This is a genomic window from Actinomycetospora termitidis, assembly GCF_030286555.1.
Taxonomy (GTDB): domain Bacteria; phylum Actinomycetota; class Actinomycetes; order Mycobacteriales; family Pseudonocardiaceae; genus Actinomycetospora; species Actinomycetospora termitidis.
Window position 1 is genome coordinate 116,443 of sequence record NZ_JASVWF010000009.1, and the last position, 15,682, is coordinate 132,124.

Sequence of the window (15,682 nt, forward strand, 5' to 3'; positions counted from 1 at the left end):
GGTTGTCGGCGTCCGGCGGGTGAGGCCGTGATCGCGCTACGGGCACGTTACGGCACCTGGAGCACGGACGGCCACCGGTGGACACGTTGCCCACGCCACGCTGTCGGGGGCCGGTGCGAGGATGAGGGCGTGCCACCCCGTGCCAGGAGCAAGCCCGCGGACGAACTCGCGCCGGTCCGGCTCGTCGTCGGTGACGAGGGCCTGCTCGTGGAACGCGCCGTCTCGACGGCGATCGCCGCGGCCCGCCGTCAGGACCCGGATGTCGAGGTCCGCACGCTGAAGGCGAACGAGATCACCGCCGGCGTGCTCGCCGAGCTGGTGAGCCCGTCGCTGTTCGCGGAGTCGCGCGTGGTCGTGCTCGAGGCGGCGCAGGACGCGAACGCCGAGGTCACCACGGTGCTCGTCGAGTACGCGAAGGCGCCGACCGACGGGGTCGCGCTCGTCGTCGTGCACCCGGGCGGGGCGAAGGGCAAGGCGCTCGTCGACGGCCTGAAGAAGACCGGTGCCGCGGTGTCGGAGGCGGCGAAGTTCAAGCCCTGGGAGAACGACCGGCGGGCCGACTTCGTGCGCAACGAGGTCCGCCAGGCCGGCGGCGGGATCACCGGCGAGGCGTTGTCGCTGCTGATGGAGGCCGTGGGCGCCGACCTCCGGGAACTCGCCGCCGCAGCGTCGCAGCTGGTCAGCGACTCGGGCGGGCAGGTCGACGCGGAGGACGTGCGCCGGTTCCACCGCGGCCGGGCCGACGTGACGGGGTTCGCGGTGGCGGAGAAGGCGGTGTCGGGGGACCGCGCGGGCGCGCTCGAGGCCCTCCGCTACGCCCTCGACACGGGGGTGCCGCACGTGTTGGTGGCCGACGCCCTGGCCGACGCGGTGCGCACGATCGCCCGGGTGTCGGCCGCCGGGCGGGGCGACCCGGGCGCGTTGGCGTCGCGGTTGAAGATGCCGCCGTTCAAGGTGAAGAAGGCGATGGGCCAGGCCCGCGGATGGGACGCGCCCGGCCTGACCCGAGCGATGGCCCTGGTCGCGGACGTGAACGCCGACGTGAAGGGGGTCGCGGCGGACGCGTCCTACGCCCTGGAACGCGCCACCGTGGAACTCGCGGGCCTCGCCGGGCAGGCCCGCCGGCGCTGACGCGCGAGAGCGACACCATGCAGGAATGCGCGCCCCGGGACCTGCGCTCTGTCGCACTCGCCGTGGCGACCCGGCCGCGCCCTCACGCGAGAGCGACACCACGCAGGAATGCGTGCCCCGGGACCTGCGCCATGTCGCACTCGGGACGGCGCCCGGGCCCGGACAGACGAAACGGGCGCCCCGGAGTCGGGGACGCCCGTCGTCGGGAAGAGCCTCAGGCCGGGGTCTTGCCGCCCTTGGCGTCGACCGTGAAAGTCGTGGCGCGGTGGGCCATGCGCGACTTCTTGTTCGCGGCCTGATTCTTGTGGATGACGCCCTTGCTCACGGCCTTGTCGAGCAGGCGCGCGGCGTGGCGGCGGCGCTCGTCGGCCGCGGCGGCGTCGCCGGACTCGACGGTCTCGCGGTAGCGCCGGATCGCCGTCTTGATCTCCGACTTGGCCGCCTTGTTGCGCTGGCGGGCCTCCTCGTTCTTCCGGTTACGCTTGACCTGCTGCTTGATGTTCGCCACGGGGCCTTCGAACCTCTTGATCGCTGGGGTGTCTTCGTGCGGGCGCGCAACAGGCGTCCAGCCCGCACGGCGCAGTGGCGTCCAGGTTACCAATCGCCCTCGCCGACGATGAGCGTCGGGGGGCCGTGGGACGATGAGCAGGACCGTCCGACGACATGGAAGGCGAGACCTCGTTGACCGAGACCACCACCCAGCAGTCGACCAAGACCCCTGGCCGACCGGGCACCGTGGGCTACGCCGACGAGACGTTCACGCCCCCGGACCGGATCCGCAACTTCTGCATCATCGCGCACATCGACCACGGCAAGTCGACGCTGGCCGACCGGATGTTGCAGCTCACCGGCGTCCTGGGCGACCGCGCGTACCGCGCCCAGTACCTCGACCGGATGGACATCGAGCGCGAGCGCGGCATCACGATCAAGGCGCAGAACGTCCGCCTGCCCTGGTACGCGGCGGGCCCCGACGGCGAGATGCGCGACCACGTCCTGCACCTCATCGACACCCCCGGCCACGTCGACTTCACCTACGAGGTCAGCCGTTCGCTCGCCGCGTGCGAGGGCGCGATCCTGCTGGTCGACGCCGCGCAGGGCATCGAGGCGCAGACCCTGGCGAACCTGTACCTCGCGCTCGACCACGACCTGGAGATCATCCCGGTCCTCAACAAGATCGACCTGCCCGCCGCGGAGCCGGAGAAGTACGCCGCCGAGATCGCGCACCTCATCGGCTGCGAGCCCGAGGACGTCCTGCGGATCAGCGCCAAGACCGGCGACGGCGTCGCGGCCGTGCTCGACGAGGTCGTCCGCCGCGTCCCGGCCCCGGTCGGTGACGCCGACGCCCCGGCCCGCGCGATGATCTTCGACTCGGTCTACGACACCTACCGCGGCGTCGTCACCTACATCCGGGTCGTCGACGGCAAGATCACCCCGCGCGAGCGCATCCGCATGATGAGCACGAACGCGGTGCACGAGCTGCTCGAGGTCGGGATCATCTCGCCGGACCAGAAGCCCGCCCAGGGTCTGGGCGTCGGCGAGGTCGGCTACCTGATGACCGGCGTGAAGGACGTGCGCCAGTCCCGCGTCGGCGACACCGTGACCACCGAGCGCAAGGGCGCGTCCGAGTCGCTCGGCGGCTACCAGGACCCGCAGCCGATGGTCTTCTCCGGCCTCTATCCGATCGACGGCAGCGACTACCCGCTGCTGCGCGACGCCCTGGACAAGCTGCGGCTCAACGACGCCGCGCTCTCCTACGAGCCCGAGACGTCGGCGGCGCTGGGCTTCGGGTTCCGCTGCGGCTTCCTCGGCCTGCTGCATCTGGAGATCACCCGTGACCGGCTCGAGCGCGAGTACGGGCTCGACCTCATCTCCACCGCGCCGAACACCGTGTACCGGGTGGCGCTCGACGACGGGGGCGAGGTCGAGGTCACCAACCCGGCCGAGTGGCCCGAGGGCAAGGTCTCGACGATCTACGAGCCGATCACGAAGGTGTCGGTGCTCGCGCCGTCCGACTTCGTCGGTTCGATCATGGAGCTCTGCCAGTCGCGGCGCGGGTCGCTCGAGGGCATGGACTACCTGTCCGACAGCCGCGTCGAGCTGCGCTACACGATGCCGCTCGCCGAGATCATCTTCGACTTCTTCGACGTGCTGAAGTCCAAGACCCGCGGCTACGCGTCGCTGAACTACGAGCCGGCGGGGGAGCAGGCGGCCGACCTGGTGAAGGTCGACATCCTCCTGCAGGGCGAGCCGGTCGACGCGTTCTCCGCGATCGTGCACAAGGACGCCGCGTACGCCTACGGCAACACCATGGCCGGCAAGCTGCGCGAGCTCATCCCGCGCCAGCAGTTCGAGGTGCCGATCCAGGCCGCCATCGGCTCGCGCATCATCGCCCGCGAGACGATCCGGGCGATCCGCAAGGACGTGCTCTCCAAGTGCTACGGCGGCGACATCACCCGCAAGCGCAAGCTGCTGGAGAAGCAGAAGGAGGGCAAGAAGCGGATGAAGACGATCGGCCGGGTCGACGTCCCGCAGGAGGCCTTCGTCGCCGCGCTCTCCACCGACCAGAACGCCGTCGACAAGGCCAAGTCCGGCAAGAAGTGACGCAGCACCCGCCGTCATGAACGCCCTTCCTGACGGCGGGCCGGTGCCGGTCGCGTAGAGTGGTCGTCGAGGTGCCGAGCTGTCGGCCTGGGATGGACCGCGCGTGTGTCGGGTCCGCGGACAGCTCTCACCGTCCGACGAACCCCTCTTCGAAAGAGTTCTGTGACCGACGCTGCTGTCCTGTCCGATGCTGATCTTCCTCTGGACCCGTTCCTGACCGACGAGGTCGAGTCCCCCGACGACGAGCCCGCCAACGGCTTCGCCGCGCTGGATCTCGACGAGCGCCTGCTCGCCACCCTGGTGGAGCAGGGCTTCCACACGCCCACGCCCATCCAGACCGAGACGATCCCGCTGCTGCTCGACGGCCGCGACGTCCTCGGCCTGGCCCAGACCGGCACGGGCAAGACGGCGGCGTTCGCGCTGCCGCTGCTCTCGCGCCTCGACGCGAGCGTGCGCGCCCCGCAGGCGCTGATCCTCACGCCGACCCGCGAGCTCGCGATCCAGGTCGCGGAGGCCATCGAGTCGTTCTCGGCGGGCCTGCCGCACGTCCACGTCGTGCAGCTCTACGGCGGCGCGCCCTACGGCCCGCAGCTGTCGGGTCTGCGCCGGGGCGCGCAGATCGTCGTCGGGACGCCGGGTCGCGTCGCCGACCACCTCGAGAAGGGCACCCTCGACCTCACCGACGTCGGGTACTTCGTGCTCGACGAGGCCGACGAGATGCTCAACATGGGCTTCCTCGAGGAGGTCGAGAACATCTTCGGCCTGCTGCCGGCCGACCGTCAGGTGGCGCTGTTCTCCGCGACGATGCCGGTGGCGATCCGCGAGGTCAGCCGCAAGCACCTGAACGCGCCCGCCGAGGTGTCGATCAAGGGCAAGACGACGACGGCGGCGAACACCCGCCAGCGCTACGTCGTCATGCCGGAGCGGCAGAAGGCCGACGCCCTCGCCCGCATCCTGCAGGTCGAGGACTTCGACGCCGCCCTGGTGTTCGTGCGTACCCGGCAGAACACCACCGACGTCACCGAGGCGCTGAACCGTCGCGGCTTCGCGTCGGTCGCCATCTCCGGGGACCTCTCGCAGGCCCAGCGCGAGAAGACGATCGCCGACCTGCGCTCCGGGAAGATCGACGTGCTGGTCGCCACCGACGTCGCGGCCCGCGGGCTCGACGTCGAGCGCATCAGCCTGGTCGTGAACCACGACCTGCCGACCGACCCCGAGTCCTACGTGCACCGCATCGGCCGCACCGGGCGCGCGGGCCGCTCCGGCGAGGCGATCTCGTTCGTCACCCGCGGCCAGATCCGGCTCATGCGGGCGATCGAGAACACCACCCGGCAGAAGGCCGAGGAGATGTCGGTGCCCGGCACCGACGAGGTCAACGACCGCCGTCGGGCCAGGTTCGCCGAGAAGATCACGGCGACCCTGTCGGGGCACGACGACGGCGGCGACCCGATCGCCGTGTTCCGCCGGGTCATCGACGAGTACGTCGCCGAGCACGACGTGGACCCCGTCGAGCTGGCCGCCGCGCTGGCCAAGATGGTTCAGGGCGGCCGGCCGCTGCTGGTCGAGGAGCTCCCGGCCCCGCCGGCGCGTGGGGAGAAGCGGGGCCGTGACGACAAGCCGGGCCGCGGGCAGGGCAAGCGTCCGGCGTCGGCGCCGTCGTGGAGCGTCGGCTCCGGCACGGACACCTACCGCATCGAGGTCGGGCACAACCAGCGCGTGAAGCCCGGCGCGATCGTGGGTGCCATCGCCAACGAGGCCGGCCTCGACTCGGCGCACATCGGCCACATCGACATCCGCACCGACCACACGCTGGTCGAGCTGCCCGCCGACGTGCCCGGTCCCGTCGTCAAGCGGCTCCAGCGGGCTCGTGTCGCCGGGCGTCCGATGGGTCTGCGGCGCGCCTCCGAGGCGGGCGGCTCGAGCTCGGGTCCCCGCCCCGACAAGCGCGGTCCGCGCCGGGAGCGGCCGACCCGCTGAACCCGGGACTGACCGAAGGGCCCCTCCGCTCGAGTAGATCGAGCGAAGGGGCCCTTCGGTCGTTCCGGGCCGGTGACGCCGCCGACTGGCGGTGGGCGCCCACGGCCCGTCTATCCGACCGAACGGGCCCTTCGCTCAACCGGGGCCCCGCCCCGACCGCACCACATCGGGTGGCCGCGACCGCACCCCGCGCCTACCGTCGGGTGGCATGACGCGCTCGGTCGTGATCGTCGGTGGCGGGCCGCGGGGGACCGGGGTGCTGGAGCGGATCGTCGCCGGCGCACCCGGGCACGGTGTCGACGCGGAGCACCCGCTCGACGTACACGTCGTCGACCCGTACCCAGCGGGCGCGGGCCGCATCTGGCGCACGAAGCAGTCCGAGCTGCTGTGGATGAACTCCATGGCGGCGGACGTGACCATGTGGACCGACGACTCGGTCGTCTGCGCCGGGCCGATCATCCCCGGTCCGAGCCTCATCGAGTGGGCCGAGGAGGTCCGGGACGCCCACGCGGAGCCCGAGGGCCGGGTGGGCGAGGAGGTCCGGGCGCTGCGCGCGAACACCTTCTCGACGCGGCAGCTGCAGAGCCACTACCTCGCGGACGTGTTCCACCGGGTCCTCGACCTGGCGCCCCCGGGCGTGCGGATCCACCTGCACGAGGAGCGCGCGGCCGGGATCGAGGACGGCGACGTCCGCCGGGTCCGCCTCGAGAGCGGTGAGGTCCTGGACGCGGACGCGCTGATCCTGGCGTCCGGCCACCTGGACGCCGCGCCGACCGACGACGAGACCGCACTGGTTCGCTGCGCCGAGCGCCTCGGCCTGCGCTACTTCCCGCCGGAGCAGACCACCGACTCCGACCTCGACGCCATCCCGCCCGGCGAGACCGTGATCGCCCGGGGCATGGGGCTCGCGTTCATCGACCTCATGGTGCTGCTCTACGAGGGCCGGGGCGGTCGGTTCGAGGAGGAGCCCGACGGTGACGACGACGGGTCCGGGCGCGGCCGGCTGCGCTACGTCCCGTCGGGGCGGGAGGTGTACCTGCACGTCGGGTCGGGCCGCGGGGTGCCTTACCACGCCAAGACCGAGTACACCCTGATCGGCCCGCGGCCGCCGCTCCCGACGTTCTTCGGCCCGGAGCAGGTCGCCGAGCTGGCGAGCCGGCAGGGCGGGGCGAGCCTGCGCGACGACGCCTGGCCGCTCATCGCCAAGGAGGCGGGCTGGGGCTGGTACCACGAGCTCTTCCACGGCCACCCGGACCGCGTGCACGGCGACTGGGACACGTTCGCCGTGGCCTACGCCGACCTCGACTGGTACTCCGTCGAGCGGGAGCGGCTGGTGGAACGGCACGTTCCCGACGAGGCCGACCGACTCGACTTCGAGCAGCTCGACCGTCCCCTCGACGGGGTGCGGACCGACTCGGAGACCCTGCAGAAGTTCCTCCGGAACTACATCGCCGACGACCTCGCCCGCCACGTCGACCCGGCCCACACCGAGGAGCTCGGCGCCTTCACGGCCCTGCTCAGCGCCTTCATGATGTCGGTCGAGCTGGCCGGCCGCGACGGGCTGACCGCGAAGTCCCGCGCCCGCGACCTCACCTGGTGGCAGAACCTGTTCTCCTCGATGGCCAGCGGTCCGCCCGGCCCGCGCCTGCGCCAGCTGCTCGCCCTCAACCGCGACGGGTTCGTGACGTTCCTCGGGTCGGGCGTGAGCGTGGAGATCGAGGAGAGCACCCCGGCGTTCGTCGCGACGAGCGCGGCGCTGGACGAACCCCCGACGACCGCCGGGACCTTCGTGGACGCACGCCTGGCCTCACCCAGCGTGCGCCGCAGCTCGGACCCGATGCTGCGGTCGCTCATGCGGGCCGGGCTGCTCGACGAGGAGACGTTGAGCTGGAACGCGTGCTCGCGCGGCGACGACTACTCCGGCGTCGTGGAGCACTCGACCGGACTGATCCCGGTGCGCACCGCGGACCATCGCGTGCTCACCGGGTCCGGCTACGACGAGCCGGCCGACCGGCTCTTCGCCATCGGACCGCACACCACCGTGCGGCTGCCGGGGGCGTTCTCGCGGCCGAACACCAACAACCTGAGCTTCCGCGCCAACGACGCGCTCGCTCAGGCGGTCCTGGCGACCGTCGCCGCGGGCTGAGCGGTCGCGGCGTCGCGGACCCGGGCGCGCTCGCGCAGGCGCTCCAGGGTCTGCGAGAGCAGCCGGGAGACGTGCATCTGCGAGATCCCGAGCTTCTCGGCGATCTCGGACTGCGTCTTCTCGTGGACGAAACGGAGCACGAGGATCGTCCGCTCCCGCTCGGGGAGCGTCCCGACGAGGTCGCGGACGAGGGCCCGGGACTCGACGTGCGCGAGGTCCGGGTCGTCGTGGCCGAGCACGTCGGAGACGGTGGTGTCGGTGCCCTGGGTCAGCGTCGAGTCCAGGGAGTCCGGGCGGTAGGAGTGGTGCGCGGAGATCGCTTCGATGACCTCCTCGCGGTCGATCCCGAGGTGCTCCGCGAGCTCGGTCGCCGTGGGGGCGCGACCGAGCTGCTGGCCGAGCGTGGTCGACGCGGTGCCGACCTGGAGGTAGCGGTCCTTCACCCCGCGCGGGGTGCGGATCGCCCAGGCGGCGTCGCGGAAGTGCCGCCGGACCTCGCCCATCATGGTGGGGACGGCGTAGGACAGGAAGTCGCGACCCTGCTCCGGGTCGAACCGGCGCAGGGCGTGCAGCAGTCCGATGGCCGCGACCTGCTCGAGGTCGTCCACGGACTCGCCGCGCCGGGAGAAGCGTCGCGCGATGTTCCGGGCGACCGGACGGAAGGCGTCGGTCAGCTCGGCGGTCAGGACGTCGCGACGGGGGTCGCCCTCGGCCAGGGAGGCGAGCTCGTCCAGCTGGGGGGCGTAGTGGTCATAGGCAGAAGTGCGTTCGGACACGGGCAGACCTCGCAGACACGCGCGAGCGTTCCGTCTGGCTGCGATGTGAACTCAGACGGGGGAGCAGACGGGACGCATCGATCGCGCGTCCCGGACAGGGACTGTCGGCTCAACCCCTCGGCACCTGGGTGTCCCGGGTACGCAAACGTGAAACCTGGCCCGACGGCGGGACCGGGGGTGGACCCGCCGTCGGGAACGGGTCAGCGCGTGAAGACGATCTTCCCGGCGGTCTCGCCGTCGGACATCGCCCGGAACCCCTTGGCGGCCTCGGTCATCGGCAGCTCCTGCCCGATCTCGGGCGTGATGCCGGTGGTGGCGACGAAGTCGAGCAGGTCGCGCAGCTCGTCGAGCGTGCCCATCGTGGAGCCGACGAGGTTCTTCTGGAGGAAGAACATCTGGGCGAGCTCGGCGGGCGGCTGGTTGCCCGAGGTGGCGCCGGAGCAGACGATCGTGCCGCCCGGCACCAGGGAGCGCACCGAGTGCTTCCAGGTGGCCTCGCCGACGGTCTCGAAGACCGCCTGGACCTTGCCGGGCAGCTTCCCGTTCGACTCGAAGACCTGGTGGGCGCCCAGCCGCAGCGCCAGCTCGCGCTTCTCCTCGGAGCGGCCGGTGACCCACACCTGCATGCCCGCGGCGCGCCCGAGGGCGATGAGCGCGGTGGAGACGCCACCCGAGGCACCCTGCACCAGCATCGTCTGGCCGCCGCGCAGCCCGGACTTGGTGAACAGCATCCGGTAGGCGGTCAGCCACGCGGTGCCCATGACGGCGCCGGAGACCGCGGACATGGCCTCGGGCCGCGGGAGGGCGTTGCGCTTCGGGACGACGACGTAGTCGGCGAAGCTGCCCTGCGCCCACTCGGTCAGCATCTTGCGCTGCGGGTCGAGGGTCTCGTCGCCCTTCCAGTCCGGGTCGCCCATCAGCGAGTGCAGGACGACGGGCGTGCCGTCGTCCAGCGTCCCGGCACCGTCACAGCCCAGGATCATCGGGAACTGCTCGGCCTTGATGCCGACGCCGCGCAGGGTCCACAGGTCGTGCATGTTGAGGCTCGCGGCCTCCACCTTCACCCGCACCCAGCCCTCGGGGACCTCGGGATCGGGGCGCTCACCGACCACGAGGGAGGCGAGCGGGTCGTCGGCGTTGGGCTCGGAGGCGTACACGGCGAACATGGCTCCGAACCTAACGGGGACCACGGGGCGCCGCGACGGGCCCGGTACCGTGATCCGCGTGCTGCACGCCGTCGCGACCTGGTGGGACGGGGTCGAGCTCTGGTTGACCCAGCTCGACTTCACGCTGCAGGTGATCATCGTGGTCGGCGTCGTCGGGCCGGCCTGCTGGGCGCTCGCCGCGCTGGTGGACACGCTGGTCGAGCGGACCGTGGCGTGGCGCCTCGCGGCGATCGAGCGGCGCGGCGACGGCCCCGGCCAGTAGATGGACCGCCGCTACGCCCGGCTCTGGGTCTCGGGCACCCTGATCGCGCTGATCGTGCTGGTCATCGTCCTGAATGTGCGCTAGCGCAGGTGAGCACCTCTTGTCGCCATAGCGACAACAAGTGCTCACCTGGGCGAAGCCCACCTGGCCGGACGCTTCTCCGCGAACGCCGCCATGCCCTCCTGGCCCTCCTCGGAGGCGAAGAACTCCGCGGACAGCGAGAGCATCGCGGCGAAGTCGGCGCCCATGTCGTCGGCCGGGGTGCGGCGCAGCATCGCCTTGGTGGCCGCGAGGGCGTTCGGTGCGCCGAGGGCGAGCATGTCGACGTAGCGGTCGACCGTGGCGTCGAGCTCCTCCGGGTCGACGGCGGCGTTGAGCAGCCCGATCGCGGCGGCCCGGTCGGCGTCGAACACCTCGCTGGTGAGCATCAGCTCGTGCGCGGCGCGGGGGAGCAGGCGCGGCACCACCGTCACCGAGATCACCGCGGGGACGACGCCGATACGCACCTCGCTGAACGCGAAGGTCGCGCCCTTCACGTCACCGCCCGCCCGGACCGCCACGGCGATGTCGCACGCCGCCACGAGGCCCACGCCACCCGCACGGGCAGGGCCGGCCAGCCGCGCCACCACGGGCTTCGACGACTGCCACAGCAGCTGCAGGATCGCCGGGAACTCCTGCACGCCCTGGTCGTCCGACCCGGCGCCCCGGGACTCCCGCAGGTCCATCCCGGAGCAGAACACGGGGCCGGTGTGGGTCAGGACGATCACCCGGACCGCGTCGTCGGCCAGGGCTGTCTCCAGGTGCTCACGCAGCTCGCGGCGCAGCTGGGCGGAGAGGGCGTTGCGGTTGGCTGGCGAGTCGAGGGTGACGGTCGCGCGGCCCGCGGCGACGTCGAGGTGCACGAGTTCGGTCACGACCCCGCACGCTAGATCAGCGCACGACCCCCGCGCGCATCGCCAGCGCCACCATCTGCGCCCGGTCGCCGGTCCCGAGCTTGCGGCCGATGCGGGACAGGTGCGACTTCACCGTCAGCGCGGACAGTCCGAGCTCCGAGCCGATCTCGGAGTTGGAGTGGCCGTCGGCGACCTGCTGGAGCACCTGCACCTCGCGCTGGGAGAGCTCGCGCGGGGCACCGTCCACCGCGGCGACGCGGGTGCCGGACCCGGTCAGCGGGGCGACCGTCGGGTCGGGCTCCACGACCCGGCACATCCCCGACGACGACGTCAGGTACGCCAGCGCCCCGGCGGTGAAGGCGGCCTGGGCGGCGGTGTGGTCGTCCGGCCCGACGGCGACCGTGCGCCAGCCGTCGGTCCGCAGCTCGGCGAGCAGCGCGAACGCCCCGCCGTCGGGAAGACCGAGGTCCACGACGGCGAGCTCGCACGGCGGCCCGTCGAAGGCGCGGCGGCGGGCCTCGTCGGCCGAGGAGGCCTCGTGCACCGTGCCGGCGCCGGCCTCGGCGAGCGAGCGGGCGAGGACCTCGCGGCGCCGGTCGTCGCCGTCGACGACGAGCACGGACAGACGCGTGCCGCCCTCGGGGAAGGGCTGGGGAGCCGGGGCGAACAGCGAGCCCGGCACGGTGCGCTCCGAGAGGGGAGCCCGGGCGGCGGGGATCGTCGCTCGACGGGTGTCACCCGAGGGAGCGGCAGCCTCCGGACGGACGAAGGACTGGTGATCGATGAGCGGGAACACACCACCCCATCGGTCGTCCCTCGATCAGGCTTGAGCGCCCCGGTCGAGTCCGGTCGTTCCCGACGACGGGTCCTCGCCACGGCCAGTCCCGGGTGCACTCGCCTGCACGGCCGAGCGCTCACCCGATCAGCCCTCCGGCGCGGGTCGAACCGTCTCGGAGGCCGGGCGAGAGACCGAAGGCGCTGCACCACATGGACCAGTTGAAGGCGTGACCCACATCACACTACAGCTCGATGGGATGCAGCCGGCCCTGTGCGGCACGTCGGTGGCGGTGTCGCTGACCACCTGCGATTGCACGGCCCGCCCGCCGCTGTTCGACTCGACCGGGTGCCCCGCCGAATCCGCCTCAACGCCTTCGACATGAACTGCGTCGCCCACCAGTCGCCCGGCCTGTGGCGACACCCGCAGGACCGCTCCGCGGACTACAAGGACATCCGCTACTGGACATCGCTCGCGCAGCTGCTCGAACGCGGGGTCTTCGACGGCATCTTCATCGCGGACGTGCTCGGGACCTACGACGTCTACGGCGGCACCGACACCGCCGCCGTGCGCCAGGCGGCGCAGATCCCGGTCAACGACCCGATGATGCTGGTGTCGGCCATGGCCGCCGTCACCGAGCACCTGGGCTTCGGTGTCACCGCCGCGACCGGCTTCGAGCACCCGTACCCCTTCGCGCGGCGGGCCTCGACCCTCGACCACCTCACCGACGGCCGGTTCGGGTGGAACGTCGTCACCGGCTACCTGCCCGCGGCGGCCCGGGCGATGGGCGAGGCCGACCAGCTGCCCCACGACCAGCGCTACGACCACGCCGACGAGTACCTCGAGGTCCTCTACCGGCTGTGGGAGGGCTCGTGGGAGGACGGCGCCGTGGTCCGGGACGCCGAGCGCGGGGTGTTCACGGACCCGGAGAAGATCCACCACGTCCACCACCACGGGACCTACTTCGACGTCGACGGGGTGCACCTGTGCGAGCCGTCGCCCCAGCGGACCCCGGTGATCTACCAGGCCGGGGCGTCGCCGCGCGGGCAGCGGTTCGCGGCCGAGAACGCCGAAGCCATCTTCACCGGCGCGCCGACGAAGGAGGGTCTCGCCCGGACCGTCTCCGACATCCGCAAACAGCTCGCCGACGTCGGCCGGGACCCGTACAGCGCGAAGATCTACACGATGCTGACGGTGATCACCGACGAGACCTCCGAGGCCGCACGGGCCAAGCACGCCGAGCTCGCGTCGTACTCGAGCGACGAGGGCGCGCTGGTGTTCATGTCCGGCTGGATGGGCGTCGACCTGTCGCGCTACGACCTGGACGACCCGATCGGCGAGGTCGAGTCGAACGCGATCCAGTCCGCGGTCGCGTCGTTCCAGCAGGCCGACCCGTCGGGGAAGGAGTGGACCGTCCGCGACATCGCGCGCTGGGGTGGGATCGGCGGGATGGGGCCCCGCGTGGTCGGGTCGCCGACGGAGGTGGCCGACGAGCTGCAGTCGTGGGTCGAGGAGACCGACGTCGACGGGTTCAACCTGCCCTACGCCACCACGCCGGGGACGTTCGCCGACGTCGTGGAGCACCTGGTCCCGGAACTCCAGCGCCGCGGGGTGTACCCGACGTCGTACGAGCCCGGAACGCTGCGGCAGAAGCTGTTCGGGCGGGGCGACCGCCTGCCCGACGAGCACCGCGGGGCGTCGTACCGGGTCTGAGGAGCCCGGTGATCGTCGGACCGCGCGCCGGCTACGACCCGGCGACCGGCGTGCGGGCCGGGCGTCCCGACGACTCCAGCACCACGTCGTGCCGGGTGCCACCGACGCCGATCGTCACCGTCTCCGCCCGCGGCGCATGGCCGGGCGCGGAGCAGATGAGCAGCGCCGTTCCCGGCCGGGCGCGCAGCGTGAACGAGCCCTCCGCGTCGGTGCGGGCGCGGCCGATCTGGGTGCCGCCGGAGTCCGTGGCGGTCAGCGTCGCGCCGACCGCACGCCCGTCGGGGGTGGTGACGCGGCCGGTGAGAACGGCGGCCGACCCGGTGTCGCGGCCGCGCGGAGCGCCCGCACCCGCCGTCGAGAATGCGCCGTTCGTGCCACTGGACGTCTGCATGGCCGCAGTGCTGACACCGGAGGGAGCCGCGTGCGCCACCGTCGGGGCCGGGAGCGCCGGGCCGGCCGGGTCGCCCTCGGCGGGCTCGACCCGGTCGGCCGCGCCGTCCTGCCCGTGCACGTACTTGCCGCCGCGGAACAGCGAGGCGACGGCACCGACCAGCGACACCGCGATCGCGACCGCGAACACGACCACCAGGCCGTCGTGGAACGCGCCGGTGACGAGGTTCGGGAAGAACTGCTTGCCGACCAACGTCGCCGCATTCTCCGGCGGGAGCGTCCCGAGCACCGTCGGGCCGAGGATCTCGGCCATCGGGTTGTAGCCGAGGAACGCCGCGAACAGCGTGCCGACCGGCGGGAGCGCCGCCACCTGCTGCGCCACCCCGGCCGGCACGTTCTGCGCGGTCAGTCCACCGAGCAGGGCCGCGGGCATCGAGGACGCGAGCCCGGCGATGAGCATCGAGAAGAAGATGCCGATGGACAGGGCCATGCCGGAGTTCTGCAGCGTGGACATCATCCCGCTGCCGGCGCCGCGCTGGTCGGCCGGCAGCGAGTTCATGATTCCGGTCATGTTCGGCGAGATGAACAGGCCGGAGCCGATGCCGTTGACCAGCAGGATCGCGGCGAACCACCAGTAGTTGAAGTCCGTCGGCAGGATCAGCAGCCCGACGAAGGTCAGCGCGACGATGACGAGGCCCCCGGTGGCGAACAGCCGCGCGCCGAACCGGTCGGACAGCACGCCGGAGATCGGCGCGGACACGAGGAAGCCGATCGTGAGCGGCAGCATGTAGATCGCCGACCACAGCGGGGTCTGCTCGTACTCGTAGCCGTGCAGCGGCAGCCAGATCCCCTGCAGCCAGATGATCAGCATGAACTGCAGGCCACCGCGGGACAGCGCGCTCATCAGCGTCGCGACCAGCCCGAACGTGAACGCCCGGATGCGGAACAGTTCGAGGTGGAACATCGGCTGGGTCACCCTGGTCTCGACCACGCAGAAGATCGCGAGGACGACGACGCCGGCGATCAGGCAGCCGAGCACGAAGGGGTTCGTCCACCCCTCGGCGTGCCCGCCGTAGGGCTGGATCGCGTAGATGACGCCGACCAGCAGCAGGATCAGCCCGATGCCGAAGGTCAGGTTGCCCCACCAGTCGATCCGGTGTTCACGACGGCCGGCCGGGTCGCGCAGGGTCTTGTAGGCCCAGATCGTGCCGAGCACCCCGAACGGCACGCTCACCCAGAAGACCAGCCGCCAGTCGACCTCGGAGAGCACGCCGCCGACCAGCAGACCGATGAACGAGCCACCGATCGCCGCGACGGAGTTCGTGCCGATCGCGAATCCGCGCCGCTCGGCGGGGAACGCGTCGGTGAGGATCGCGGTCGCGTTCGCCATGAGCATCGCGCCGCCGATGCCCTGCACGACCCGGATGAGGATGAGCCACATGGCCCCGCCGCCCCCGGAGAAGGGGTCGAGGGCGAGGGCGATCGAGGCGACCGTGAACACGGCGAAGCCCGCGTTGTAGATCTTCGCGCGGCCGTACATGTCGCCGAACCGGCCCAGCGTGACCACCAGCACCGCGGTGACCAGCATGTAGCCCATGATCATCCACAGCAGGTAGCTGATGTTCCCGGGCTCGAGCGGGTTGATCCCGATGCCGCGGAAGATCGCGGGCAGCGAGATCAGGACGATCGACGAGTTCATCGTCGCCATGAGGACGCCGAGCGTCGTGTTCGACAGGGCGAGCCACTTGTAGCCGGGGTGGTCCGGGTGGGCGCGGGAGAGGGGCGCGGCCGGAGCGGCGGTCGTCATGGGCGGTCCCGTGGTCGTTAGGGCGAGCAATGGAACCGTTGCATT

12 protein-coding genes are annotated in these 15,682 nt (G+C 71.9%); 6 read left to right on the forward strand and 6 right to left on the reverse strand.

What is annotated here, in order from left to right:
- Positions 1-129 precede the first annotated feature (129 nt).
- Entirely contained in the window at positions 130-1,131 is a 1,002-nt protein-coding gene (gene holA, locus QRT03_RS28980; protein ID WP_286056641.1) for a DNA polymerase III subunit delta, read from the forward strand.
- A gap of 214 nt (positions 1,132-1,345) precedes the next feature.
- On the opposite strand, the gene rpsT is transcribed toward holA, so the two are convergent.
- Positions 1,346-1,639 carry a 30S ribosomal protein S20 gene (rpsT, locus tag QRT03_RS28985; RefSeq protein WP_286056642.1) on the reverse strand — a complete coding sequence of 98 codons (294 nt, stop codon included), beginning with the start codon at positions 1,637-1,639 and terminating at the stop codon, positions 1,346-1,348.
- A gap of 155 nt (positions 1,640-1,794) precedes the next feature.
- Here rpsT and lepA point away from each other — a divergent pair, with 155 nt between their 5' ends.
- The 3 genes from lepA (at position 1,795) to QRT03_RS29000 (ending at position 7,855) form a co-directional block, all read left to right on the forward strand.
- Positions 1,795-3,732 (forward strand): translation elongation factor 4, encoded by a 1,938-nt coding sequence (gene lepA, locus QRT03_RS28990; RefSeq protein WP_286056643.1) that lies wholly within the window; start codon positions 1,795-1,797, stop codon positions 3,730-3,732.
- 162 nt (positions 3,733-3,894) lie between these two features.
- On the forward strand, positions 3,895-5,709 hold the full coding sequence (locus QRT03_RS28995) for a DEAD/DEAH box helicase (protein ID WP_286056644.1): 1,815 nt from the start codon (positions 3,895-3,897) through the stop codon (positions 5,707-5,709).
- A 208-nt stretch (positions 5,710-5,917) separates the two neighbouring features.
- Positions 5,918-7,855 carry an FAD/NAD(P)-binding protein gene (locus QRT03_RS29000; RefSeq protein WP_286056645.1) on the forward strand — a complete coding sequence of 646 codons (1,938 nt, stop codon included), beginning with the start codon at positions 5,918-5,920 and terminating at the stop codon, positions 7,853-7,855.
- Here the strand turns inward: QRT03_RS29000 and QRT03_RS29005 are convergent.
- On the reverse strand, positions 7,822-8,631 hold the full coding sequence (locus tag QRT03_RS29005; RefSeq protein ID WP_286056646.1) for a SigB/SigF/SigG family RNA polymerase sigma factor: 810 nt from the start codon (positions 8,629-8,631) through the stop codon (positions 7,822-7,824). The genes QRT03_RS29000 and QRT03_RS29005 overlap by 34 nt on opposite strands.
- 200 nt (positions 8,632-8,831) lie before the next feature.
- Positions 8,832-9,797: a quinone oxidoreductase family protein gene (locus tag QRT03_RS29010; RefSeq protein WP_286056647.1), complete on the reverse strand. Its 966-nt coding sequence runs from the start codon at positions 9,795-9,797 to the stop codon at positions 8,832-8,834.
- Positions 9,798-9,855: 58 nt separating this feature from the next.
- Between QRT03_RS29010 and QRT03_RS29015 the strand changes: the two genes are divergently transcribed.
- On the forward strand, positions 9,856-10,059 hold the full coding sequence (locus QRT03_RS29015) for a hypothetical protein (RefSeq protein ID WP_286056648.1): 204 nt from the start codon (positions 9,856-9,858) through the stop codon (positions 10,057-10,059).
- Positions 10,060-10,184: 125 nt separating this feature from the next.
- Here the strand turns inward: QRT03_RS29015 and QRT03_RS29020 are convergent, their stop codons facing one another.
- Complete coding sequence (locus QRT03_RS29020; RefSeq protein WP_286056649.1) at positions 10,185-10,973, reverse strand: enoyl-CoA hydratase-related protein; 789 nt, start codon at positions 10,971-10,973, stop codon at positions 10,185-10,187.
- 16 nt (positions 10,974-10,989) lie between these two features.
- On the reverse strand, positions 10,990-11,634 hold the full coding sequence (locus QRT03_RS29025) for a response regulator transcription factor (RefSeq protein WP_286056650.1): 645 nt from the start codon (positions 11,632-11,634) through the stop codon (positions 10,990-10,992).
- Positions 11,635-12,075: 441 nt separating this feature from the next.
- Here QRT03_RS29025 and QRT03_RS29030 point away from each other — a divergent pair, with 441 nt between their 5' ends.
- Positions 12,076-13,440 carry an LLM class flavin-dependent oxidoreductase gene (locus tag QRT03_RS29030; RefSeq protein WP_286056651.1) on the forward strand — a complete coding sequence of 455 codons (1,365 nt, stop codon included), beginning with the start codon at positions 12,076-12,078 and terminating at the stop codon, positions 13,438-13,440.
- A 31-nt stretch (positions 13,441-13,471) separates the two neighbouring features.
- Here the strand turns inward: QRT03_RS29030 and QRT03_RS29040 are convergent, their stop codons facing one another.
- Complete coding sequence (locus QRT03_RS29040) at positions 13,472-15,637, reverse strand: MFS transporter (RefSeq protein ID WP_345783305.1); 2,166 nt, start codon at positions 15,635-15,637, stop codon at positions 13,472-13,474.
- Positions 15,638-15,682 lie beyond the last annotated feature (45 nt).